Here is a 10,360-nt window from a genome sequence, read left to right on the forward strand (position 1 = left end):
TGTCGGTCGCACCTTCATCCAGCCCACCCAGGCGATGCGGGAGGCCGGGATCCGCGTCAAGCTGAATCCCCTTCCCGATGTGCTGGCCGGCAAGCGGGTGGTGGTGATCGATGACTCGATCGTGCGTGGCACCACCAGCCGCAAGCTGGTCGCGGCCCTCCGCGATGCCGGTGCCACCGAGGTGCACATGCGGATCAGTTCACCCGCCGTGACCCATCCCTGCTTCTACGGCATCGACACCGACACCCAGGACCATCTGATTGCGGCGCGGCTCACCCTGGAGGAGATCACCAGCCACCTGGGTGTCGATTCGCTTGCCTACCTCAGCAAGGAAGGCATGGTGGAGGCTGCCCAGGCCGAGTCTTCCCACTTCTGCACGGCCTGTTTCGACGGCCAGTACCCGATCGAGATGGACGAGTCGGTGCGCTCCAGCAAGCTGATGCTCGAACCCGCCGGCATCGCCGCCACGGTTCACTGAGGGCCATCCTGCCCTGACAGAAAGTCGCCACAGGCGGCGGAAGGGCTCACCCCCAGGTCGGCTCAGGCAAGCAGGGGAATGAGCCGGCGCACCGCTTCGCCCGGGCGCAGGCTGAGCTCAAGGCCGGCGCCGTTCGGATCCTGGAGATCCAGGTTCCCCGGGACGAGTCGACCACTGCGGCTCTCCCCCACCAGCACCCCCACCACCGAGGCGGCGCCATCGCACAGGTCCACCAGCGTGTCGCCGCGGCGGCTGAAGCGCACCCCGATCTGGCCCAGATCGCCCCGTTGGCAGCGACGCAGACCGTCCAGGCTCAGCCGCTTGACCACCCCGCCGCTGCTGGCCAGCAGCACCGAGCCGCCCGCTTCGACGCAGGCCGCTCCGACGACCCGCTCCTCCGGCAGCAGCCGCATCAGCACCGGTCCCTGGGCGGTGCGACCCATCAGGGGCACCTGGCTGTCCTGCAGCGGCAACCGCAGCATCCGACCCGTGCTGCTCCCCACCACCAGATCTTCCCCCTCGCGGCAGAGGACCACCCGCTGCAGGACCACCCCTTCCTTGAGTTTGAGGACCGTGGCCGCCCGGCCTGACAGTTCCTGGAATTCCTCCAGCGGCAGCCGCTTGAAGCGACCGTCGCTGCTGAGCAGGCCGAGGCTCAGGCCTCCGCTCTCGCCGCCCTCCGGCAGGGGCATCACCTGCACCACGGTGGCGCCATCCAGGCTGTCGGGCAGGAAGCGCTCCAGCAGACCGGGCTGCTGACCGGCGAATTCCCAGCGCAGCAGCGCCACGCGGCCGTCGGCGGTGAAGGCCAGCACCTGGGGCTGGCGGGCCACCGGCACCATCACCTGGCCCGGTGCGGGATGGTCGCCCAGATCGACGGGTTCATCGAGGTGCAGCCGGCCCAGCACCTGGGGGCTCACCACCTTCACCGCCCCGTCGGCCTGGATCACCAGCCGGCTGTCCGTCGCGAGGGCCTCGTAGGCCTGCTGACGCTGCAGCTCGGCATTCGGGCGGATGGCGGCCGCCCGCTGGGCCACCAGGTCATCGCCGCCCTCCACCAGGCGGGTGCGGCGCGGGGTGGCAAACCGTTTCCTGAGCGCCTTGAATTCCGCCACCATCGCCTCCAGCAGGCTGCCGCGGTCCTCGAGCAGGTGGCGCAGCCGGGTGCGCTCCTGACGGAGTTCCTCGGATTCCTTGCGCAGGCTTTCCTGCTCCAGACCGGTGAGGCGGCGCAGGGGCATGGCCAGAACGGCATCGGCCTGACGTTCGCTCAGATCGAGATGGACCTGCAGGCTTGCCCTGGCGCTGGCGGCATCGGCGGCCGCGGTGATCATGGCGATCACCTGGGGCAGGGCATCGAGGGCCTTGATCAGGCCCTCCACCACCTCCAGCCGGTCTTCACAGCGCTGGAGCGCATGGCGGGTTCTCCGGACCAGGGTCAGCTCCCGGTAGGCCAGGAACTCCTCCAACATGCGGCGGAGGCTCAGCTGGACAGGCTGCCCGTTGACCAGGGCCAGCAGGATGGCGCCGAAGTTGCTCTGCAGGGCGGTGCGGCGCTGGAGCTCCCCCAGCACGGTCTCAGCGCTGGCGTCGCGGCGGAGCTCCACCACCACCCGCATGCCGTCGCGATCGCTCTCGTCACGGATGTCGGCGATGCCGCCGATCTTGCCGTCGTTCACCTGCTCGGCCAGCTTCTCGATCCAGCCGGCCTTGCTGAGCTGGTAGGGGAGTTCGGTGATCACCACGGCACTGCGGCGGTGCCGGCCCTTGCCGGGCTGCACTTCCTCGATGTGGGCCACGCCCCGCATCGGGATGCTCCCCCGGCCCACCAGGTAGGTGTCGCGCACACCGCTGCCCAGCAGCACCTCCCCGCCGGTGGGGAAATCCGGGCCTGGCACCAGGGCCAGAAGCTTCTCATCGGTCAGGTCGGGCTTGCGGATGAGGGCGATCAGGGCATCCACCACTTCCCCCAGGTTGTGGGGCGGGATGTTCGTGGCCATGCCCACAGCTATGCCTGTGCAGCCGTTCAGCAGCAGGAAGGGCAGCTGGGCCGGCAGCACCGTGGGCTCCTGCTGGGAGCCGTCGAAGTTGGGGGCGAAATCAACCGTGTCGTTGGCGATCTCATCGAGCATCGCCTCGTTGGCGATCGGGGCGAGACGGGTTTCGGTGTACCGCATCGCCGCCGGCGGATCGTCGTCGACCGAGCCGAAGTTGCCGTGGCCGTCGAGGAGCGGGTGGCGGCTGGCGAAGGTCTGCACCAGCCGCACCAGGGCGTCGTAGACCGCCTGGTCGCCGTGGGGGTGGTACTTGCCGAGCACGTCGCCCACCACCCGGGCGCACTTGCGGTAGGGCCGATCCGGGGTCAGCCCCAGCTCGTGCATCGCGTAGAGGATGCGCCGCTGCACCGGTTTGAGTCCGTCCCGTGCGTCGGGCAGGGCCCGGCCCACGATCACGCTCATGGCGTACTCGAGGTAGGAGCGCTGCATCTCCTGATGCAGGGCGATGGGCTCGATCCGCCCCTCGCCGTTCGGAGTGCCGTTCCGTTCGTTGCCGCGCTCCTCGGCCATCCGGTGCTGGGGTGAGGGGGCGAGAGGTGGGGCTCAGCCTACCGATGCCGTTCCAGCTGAGCGGGGTTACTCCTCCGGTTCGGCGCCCAGGTCACCCTCCGGACTGGCGTTGGCCATGGCACGGTCCACGTAGGGCTTGAGTTCGGCCTGCTGCAGCAGGATCTGGGTCGTGCTGCGCAGCCGCGGTCCCCAGAGCTGTTCCTTCTGGTAGCTCTCCAGGACGTAGTTCGGCTCGGCGTTCAGGGCTTTGCCGGCCCGTTCGAGCGCCTCCTGGCGGCCTTCGGCGCCGCTGTTGAACAGGCCTGCGGCCAGGGCCAGATTCGGTTCTGCGGCATCGGGCTTGATGCCCAGCACTTTCCTCCACCGGTCGATCGCGTCGCGGGTCCGGCCCTGTTCGTAGAGGACCAGCGCCTGGTTGTTGATCGCTTCCCAGAAGTCCTTGCGCAGCTGGCTCGCCCGCTCGAAGGCCTTGAGGGCCTGGGCGGGTCGGTCGGTCAGGATGTGGGCATTGCCCAGATCGAAGTAGGCGCTGGCGCTGCGGCCGTCCAGGCGCAGGCCCTGCTCCAGCAGTCCGATGGCCTCCGCCGGTCGGCCATCGCGCAGCGCGAGCGACCCCTCGGCGAACCAGATGCCGGCATTGCGGGGATCGAGTTCCTTGGCCCGGGCGAGAGAGGCGGCCGCCTCCTTGAGCTGGTTGCTGCGCAGCTGGGCTTCCGCCAGCAGCAGCCAGCCCCGCGGGTCGTTCGGCAGCAGCCGCACCGTGAGGGCGGCCAGACGGGCCGCATCCTCCGCCTGGCCGAGTCGCAACAGGCGGGCGGCGGCCTGGGCGATGCCCAGGCCGGCGGCCTCCAGTTCTTGTTGCTGCGGAACGTAGGTGTAGGGGACCAGGGCGTGGGCCGGTGGCGTCTGGCTGAGACTCAGGCCCAGGGCAACAAGCGGAATGGCGCGCAGCCAGCGCGGGGCCATTGAAACGGGTCGGTTGTGGCCAGCCTAGGGAGTGGGCCGGGGGGCAGCCCGGCCCAGCACCGCCCGGATGTTGCGTCGCCACATCCACGGTCTGATCCGCCGCAGCGCCGAGGCCCGCAGGCGCTCGTCCCAGAGTGCGTCGCTCCAGGAGAGCGCCTCCTCCGCCGGCAGCCCCAGCCACCACGGCCGGGGTTGCACGTCGGGATCCTTCGAGCTTTCGAGCGGCTGCTGATTCCAGGGGCAGACCTCCTGACAGATGTCGCATCCCGCGACCCAGCCGCCCAGGGCCGCGGCGATCGGTGCCGGCAGGTCGGGATCGCGGTTCTCGATCGTGTGGAAGGCGATGCAGAGCCGGCTGTCCACCACGAAGGGTTCGCGGATCGCACCGGTGGGGCAGGCGGGCAGGCAGCGGCTGCAGCTGCCGCAGAGGGGGGTCGCCGGCGCATCGGCGGGCAGATCCAGGCTGGTGAGCAGGTGCCCCAGCAGCAGCCACGACCCCCTCCGCCGATCGATCAGGTTGCCGTGCTTGCCGATCCAGCCCAGGCCGGCCTCCTCCGCCCAGGCCTTGTCCATGAGCGGGGCGCTGTCCACGCAGGCTCTCCAGCGGACCCCCGGCACCGTCGCCTCGAGCCAGCGGCCCAGCCGCCGCAGGCGGCCCTCGATCACGCGGTGGTAGTCCCGTCCCCAGCCGTAGCGCGCCACGGCCGGTGTGCCCGGCAGCCGTTCCGCGGCGACGTAATAGTTGAGTCCCACGGCCAGCAGGCTTCGCACGCCGGGCAGCAGGGTCTCGATCCGCTGGCGCCGGGGGTCGGCCATCCAGGCCATACCGGCCTGGTGTCCAGCGGCCAGCCAGCGTTCCAGGGCTGCGCTGCGCAGCTGCCAGCGCTCCCCTGCCGGCACGGCGGCGATGCCCACCGGATCGAACCCAAGCGCCCCGGCCTCCCGTTTCAGCGCCTCGGCCAGCTCGGCTGCCCGGGCCGTTCCGGCCGCGCGGTGCGTCACTCGTACAGTTGCCGCGAATCTTCAGTCTGCAGCGAGCAACCTGTGAGTAGTACAGCCACCTCCGGCCGCCTGGCCCATCTGCTGCGCTGGATCGGCCTCACCCTGGTGGCCCTGACCGGTCTCCAGGTCGCTGCCCTGCTGGCCGCCTGGAACTGGTCGCTCGAGCCCTTCCGCCAGCTGTTCGTCGACCGTCTGGTCGGGGAAACGCCCATGGCCCTGGTGGGGCTGCTGCTGATGCTGATCGCCAGCCGCTTCGAGGCTCCCGCCGGGCGCACCGCGCTCCGCTGGGTCGTGGGTCTGATCGGCATCGTGCTCGCCATCACGATGGTCGTGGCGGTTCCCATCTCGATCGAGGCCGAGACGGCCCTCGCCCAGCAGATGCAGCAGTCCGAAGCCACCATCGCCCAGCAGACCTCCCAGCTGGAGATGCAGAAAAAGCAGCTGCAGGACCCCGGTTTCGTCGACAAGCTGATCGCCGAGGCCGAGAAGGAGGGGCGCATCCCCGCGGGTGCTTCCGCTGAGATGAAGAAGCAGAAAGCCCAGGAGTTCATCGACACCCAGCTCAAGCCCCAGCTCGAGCAGGCCGAGCAGCAGCTGGGCCAGGCCCGCCTGGCCAGGGATGTGGCCCTGCAGCAGCGCCGCTTCAGCGGTACCGCCCGGGCCGGTGTGCTCGCCATCGGCTTTGCCCTGGTGGCCCTGGCGGCCCTGGTCTGAGCGATGGGAAACGTCCGGGGGGCGTGGCTGGCTAAGTTGCCATCTGGTAGCTGACGACCGGATCGCCGGGTCTTCCCTTGGTTCAATCCAGTCCCAGACCTGATCAGCCCCTGGGCGACCGCCTCCAGCAGGATCTCAAGAACGATCTGATCGCCGGCCTGCTGGTGGTCATTCCGCTGGCCACCACGATCTGGCTCGCCACCACGGTGAGCCGGTTCGTGCTCGCCTTTCTCACCTCCATCCCCAAGCAGTTCAACCCCTTCAACACCCTCAATCCGGTGTTGCAGGAACTGATCAATCTGGGCGTCGGCCTGCTGGTTCCCCTGCTGGGGATCCTGTTGATCGGCCTGATGGCCCGCAACATCGTCGGTCGCTGGCTGCTGGAATTCGGGGAGGGGACGCTGCTGAGGATCCCCCTGGCGGGATCGGTCTACAAGACCCTCAAGCAACTGCTCGAGACCTTCCTGCAGGGCAACTCCTCCCGCTTCCGCCGGGTGGTCCTGGTGGAATACCCCCGCGAGGGGCTCTATGCCCTCGGATTCGTCACCGGCGTGCTGGGCACAGCCCTGCAGGCCGGATTCAACGAGCCCATGCTGAGCGTGTTCATTCCCACCGCCCCGAATCCCACCACCGGCTGGTACACGGTGGTGCCGGAGCGTTCCGTCCGGGATCTCGACCTGTCGGTGGAGGATGCCTTCCGCACCATCATCTCCGCCGGCATCGTCAATCCCGACGAACGCGAAACCCCCAACCGCAGTTTCTCCAGCCTGCTGGCCCAGCTGCGAGCTCCCCAGATGTCCTGATGCAGAGCCGCACCCTCTCCCGTGAACTGGCCCTGCTAATGCTTGGCCAGACCAGCGACCGCGCCGATTCTCCAACCTCCTCGTCCGACCCCCCCCTGGATGTGCTGCTGCAGCAGGCCCTGGCCAGCCTCAGCCAGCACGTGCGCGAGGCCCTCGATCGCTCGGCCGAGGATCTGCAGACCGCCCAGCAGCAGCTGCTCGACAGTGAGCTCCAGGAGCAGGGAGTCGAGCAGCTGCCCCGGGTCCGGCAGCATCTCCAGGACGGCCTGGCGGCGGCCGAGCAGGCCCTCAACCGTCTTTCCGCGAGCCTGGAGCTGCCCCGGCTGTTGCTGCTCGCCGACCAGGAGGAGGTGCGCCGCGGGGCCATCGACCGTGCCGCAGCCGTGATCCGCCAGCGCCCGGCCATCGACCGGCGACTCGACGCCGTGATGGAGGGCTGGCGCCTGGGCCGCCTTCCCCGCATCGATCGGGACATCCTTCGCCTGGCTGCGGTGGATCTAAGCGAGTTCGGCACCCCGGCGGCCGTGGCCTGCAGTGAGGCGGTGGAGCTCGCCAACCGCTACAGCGACGAGCAGGGCCGGCGCATGATCAACGGCGTCCTGCGCCGGTATACCGCGGCGGCGGCGGCAGGGGCCTGATGGTGTTCGACTGGTTCCGCAGGAAGGCGGCCCCCGCCGCTGGCCAGGATGTCCCCCCCTCCGAAGCTGAGGTGGTGCCCGGGCCGGCGCCTGAGTTGGCGACCGAGTCGGCGCTCTCCCCTGGCACGGAGAACGATCCCGCTGCCGCCCCCCGGGATCAAGGCGCCCTCCCGGAGCCTGCCTCCTCCCCCTCCCCGGATGGCGCCTCCCGGGATGACCCCTCCCCGGATGGCGATGCCCCACCGGCAGCCGTCCCCCCGCCTGCCTCCGGCGGCGTCGATCAGGACACCCTCGCCTGGGCCCGCGAGGCCTATGCCCGGCTCAAGGCCCAGCAGGAGGCGGCCCGCAGCCAGACCGAGGCCCCGCAGGTCGAGGCCCAGGCCTCCGAGGTTCCAGAACCCGCACGCCGGCCTGCCCCCGAGCCCACCGCCGTTCCCGAGCCGAGCAACGCGGAGTTGGCCCCGCGGCCGTCCCTGCTTGAGCTTGCCGCCGCCCAGCGGGCCGAGCGGCAGCAGGCCCTCACCGCCCCCACGGAGGAGCCGCCTCCTGAAGCTGCCGAACCCGCTGCTGGCCCAGCCCCCGCTCCGGCCGCCTCGGCGGCCCCTCCAGCCGATGCGGCAGAACCCCAGCTCGGGGCCTTCGACGACACCTTCACCTGGTCGGTCGAGGTGCTCGCCGCCCAGGGGAGGGCCGCCGATGAGGTCTCCCTCGAGGAGATCGACTGGTTGGGCCGTCTGCGCCAGGGTCTCGAGAAAACCCGGCGGGGTTTCGTCAGCCAGCTGCTCGAGACCCTCGGGGATGATCCCCTCACGCCCGAACTGCTCGAGGATCTCGAGACCACCCTGCTCCGCGCCGACGTGGGCGTCTCCGCCACCGACCAGGTGCTCGAGGCCCTGCGCCAGCGCCTCAACCAGGAGGTGGTCGATCCGGCCGAGGGGATCCGCTTCCTCAAGGAGCAGCTGCGCGGCATCCTCGAGCGGCCGATTCAGGAGAGTGACCGTCCCCTGCTGGTTCCCGAGCGCGATCGCCTCAATGTCTGGCTGATGGTGGGTGTCAACGGTGTCGGCAAGACGACCACCCTCGGCAAGCTGGCGAACCTGGCGGTGCGCAGTGGTTACAGCTGTCTGATCGCCGCGGCGGACACCTTCCGGGCCGCCGCCGTGGAGCAGGTGCGCGTCTGGGGCGATCGCAGCCACGTGCCGGTGATCGCCAACCCCAGTGCCAATGCCGATCCGGCCGCCGTCGTCTACGACGCCATCGGCGCCGCCAGGGCCCAGGGCACCGAACTGGTCCTGGTGGACACGGCGGGCCGCCTTCAGACCAAGCACAACCTGATGGAGGAACTGGCCAAGGTGCGGCGCATCGTCGACAAGCTCGCCCCCGAGGCGGCGGTGGAATCCCTGCTCGTCCTCGATGCCAGCCAGGGACAGAACGGCCTGCGCCAGGCCATGGCCTTCGCCAGTGCGGCCGGGCTCACCGGCGTGGTGCTGACCAAGCTCGATGGCAGTGCCCGGGGGGGGGTGGCCCTGGCGGTGGCCTCCGAGGCCGGGTTGCCGATCCGCTTCATCGGGGCCGGGGAGGGAATCCGCGATCTGAGGCCGTTCAACAGCTTCGAGTTCGTGGAGGCGCTGCTCTCCGGCTGATCGCGGCTACCCTACGTTCCCCTGCGGCTGCTCGGTGAGTCAGACGCCGCCAGCCCGCACTGATTCGGAGCCTCCCGCCAACTCTGTGTCCGCGTCCGGTTCGCTGCGCCAGCTGCTGGACAGCCTCAGCCGTGAACAGCGCCGCAACCAGGAGCTGCTCGCTTCGCTCGGATTCGCCCTCCGCAGCGTCACCAACCTCAGCCGCCTGCTGGAACTGGTGCCCGTGGTGGCCTCCCGCCTGGTCGAGGCCGATGGGGCCCTGCTGGTCGTGTTCCGCGACGACGGCACGCTCTGGCGGGACCAGCTCCAGGCCACTCCGGCCGACCGATGCGTGGAGCTGCTCCGCCAGCTGGCTGCGCTGGGGGATGGGGAGTTCAGGACGCTGACCGGCGACGAGGCGGTGGCGGCCCTGCTGGACCAGCGGGTGGCGCGGCTGCTGGGAGGTGGCCGGCTGTTTGCCACCTCCGTGGTCTCCCGCAGCCGTCAGAGGGGCCGCCTCTATGTGTTCAGCGACCGCTCCGGATTCAGCTGGAGTGAGGTGCACCGGCGCCATGTGCAACTGGTGGCCGATCTGGTGGGAGTCGCCCTCGAGAACGAGGCCCTGCTGCAGGACATGCGGCGCCATGAGCGGGTGGACCGCCAGCTCAGCATCGGCGCCGAGATCCAGGCCCAGTTGCTGCCGGATCACTGTCCCGTGATCGATGGGATCGAGCTGGCAGCCCGCTGCCGACCGGCCTTCCAGGTGGGTGGTGACTACTACGACTTCATCCCGACGCGCCCCCAGCTCAGCGGTCGCCACCGCGAGCGTGGCCGCTGGGCGCTGGTCATGGGGGACGTGATGGGCAAGGGGGTGCCGGCGGGTCTGCTGATGAGCCTCCTGCGTGGCATGTTGCGGGCGGAGGTGCTCAGCGGCCATCCCCCCGACCGCATCCTCCACGATCTCAACCAGCTGGCCCAGGAAGACCTGGCCCACTCCCACCGCTTCGTCACCCTCTTCTATTCGGATTACGACCCGCGCACCCGCCTGCTGCGCTACGGCAATGCCGCCCACAACCCGTCCCTCCTCTGGCGGCGTTCCACGGACCGGATCGATCGTCTGGATGCCTCCGGGATGCTCATCGGCCTGGAGAGCGAGGCCGAGTACGGCGTGCAGCAGATCGTGCTCGAACCGGGTGATGTGGTCCTGTACTACACCGATGGGGTGACCGAAGCCGCCGGCTTCAGTGGCGATCGCTATGACGAAGAGCGGCTGCTGCAGAGTTTCCGGGCGGCCTGCAGGGCCGGCCTGGGGGCCCAGGAGATTCTCGATCAGCTCTTCGAGCGGCTGGATCGCTTCGTGGGTTCCGAGCGGCACCTCGATGACGATGCCTCGATGGTGGTGCTCAAGGTGCGGGAGGAGGTGGTGCTGCCCCGGCTGCCCGGTTTGCCTGCTCCCAGGCCCCGGATTCCGAGGCCTCGAAGCTGAGTGGCAAGCTGAACGGCAGCCCCGCTTCCGCCGCAATGGCCGCCGCTTCCTCCCCCTCTCCCCAGCCTGGTGTCACCGGGGGTG

The 10,360-nt window shown here is 69.9% G+C and carries 9 protein-coding genes; 6 read left to right on the forward strand and 3 right to left on the reverse strand.

Going from position 1 to position 10,360, the window contains the following annotated elements; all coding sequences use genetic code 11:
* Positions 1-478, forward strand: a 478-nt coding sequence (locus ACLD7X_RS14810; protein WP_411424425.1) for an amidophosphoribosyltransferase, incomplete at its 5' end; no start/stop codon positions are given.
* Between the two features lie 62 nt (positions 479-540).
* On the opposite strand, the gene ACLD7X_RS14815 is transcribed toward ACLD7X_RS14810, so the two are convergent.
* The 3 genes from ACLD7X_RS14815 to queG form a co-directional block, all read right to left on the reverse strand.
* Positions 541-3,045 (reverse strand): DNA gyrase/topoisomerase IV subunit A, encoded by a 2,505-nt coding sequence (locus ACLD7X_RS14815; protein ID WP_411424426.1) that lies wholly within the window; start codon positions 3,043-3,045, stop codon positions 541-543.
* A gap of 66 nt (positions 3,046-3,111) precedes the next feature.
* Positions 3,112-4,011 (reverse strand): tetratricopeptide repeat protein, encoded by a 900-nt coding sequence (locus tag ACLD7X_RS14820; RefSeq protein ID WP_411424427.1) that lies wholly within the window; start codon positions 4,009-4,011, stop codon positions 3,112-3,114.
* Positions 4,012-4,035: 24 nt separating this feature from the next.
* Positions 4,036-5,013 (reverse strand): tRNA epoxyqueuosine(34) reductase QueG, encoded by a 978-nt coding sequence (gene queG / locus ACLD7X_RS14825; RefSeq protein ID WP_411424428.1) that lies wholly within the window; start codon positions 5,011-5,013, stop codon positions 4,036-4,038.
* A gap of 42 nt (positions 5,014-5,055) precedes the next feature.
* Here queG and ACLD7X_RS14830 point away from each other — a divergent pair, with 42 nt between their 5' ends.
* From ACLD7X_RS14830 to ACLD7X_RS14850, 5 genes are all read left to right on the forward strand, one after another.
* Complete coding sequence (locus tag ACLD7X_RS14830; protein ID WP_411424429.1) at positions 5,056-5,727, forward strand: HpsJ family protein; 672 nt, start codon at positions 5,056-5,058, stop codon at positions 5,725-5,727.
* Between the two features lie 110 nt (positions 5,728-5,837).
* Positions 5,838-6,530 carry a DUF502 domain-containing protein gene (locus tag ACLD7X_RS14835; protein ID WP_411424433.1) on the forward strand — a complete coding sequence of 231 codons (693 nt, stop codon included), beginning with the start codon at positions 5,838-5,840 and terminating at the stop codon, positions 6,528-6,530.
* The gene (nusB, locus tag ACLD7X_RS14840; protein WP_411424430.1) at positions 6,530-7,168 is read left to right on the forward strand and encodes a transcription antitermination factor NusB; all 639 of its coding nucleotides are present in this window, start codon (positions 6,530-6,532) and stop codon (positions 7,166-7,168) included. The genes ACLD7X_RS14835 and nusB overlap by 1 nt, the downstream gene beginning before the upstream one ends.
* Positions 7,169-7,263: 95 nt before the next feature.
* Positions 7,264-8,811, forward strand: coding sequence for a signal recognition particle-docking protein FtsY (gene ftsY, locus ACLD7X_RS14845; RefSeq protein WP_425625296.1), 1,548 nt, complete (start codon positions 7,264-7,266; stop codon positions 8,809-8,811).
* Between the two features lie 85 nt (positions 8,812-8,896).
* Positions 8,897-10,276, forward strand: coding sequence for a PP2C family protein-serine/threonine phosphatase (locus tag ACLD7X_RS14850; protein WP_411424432.1), 1,380 nt, complete (start codon positions 8,897-8,899; stop codon positions 10,274-10,276).
* Positions 10,277-10,360: the final 84 nt, after the last annotated feature.

The organism is Aphanothece microscopica RSMan92 (assembly GCF_046613545.2).
GTDB lineage: Bacteria > Cyanobacteriota > Cyanobacteriia > PCC-6307 > Cyanobiaceae > NIES-981.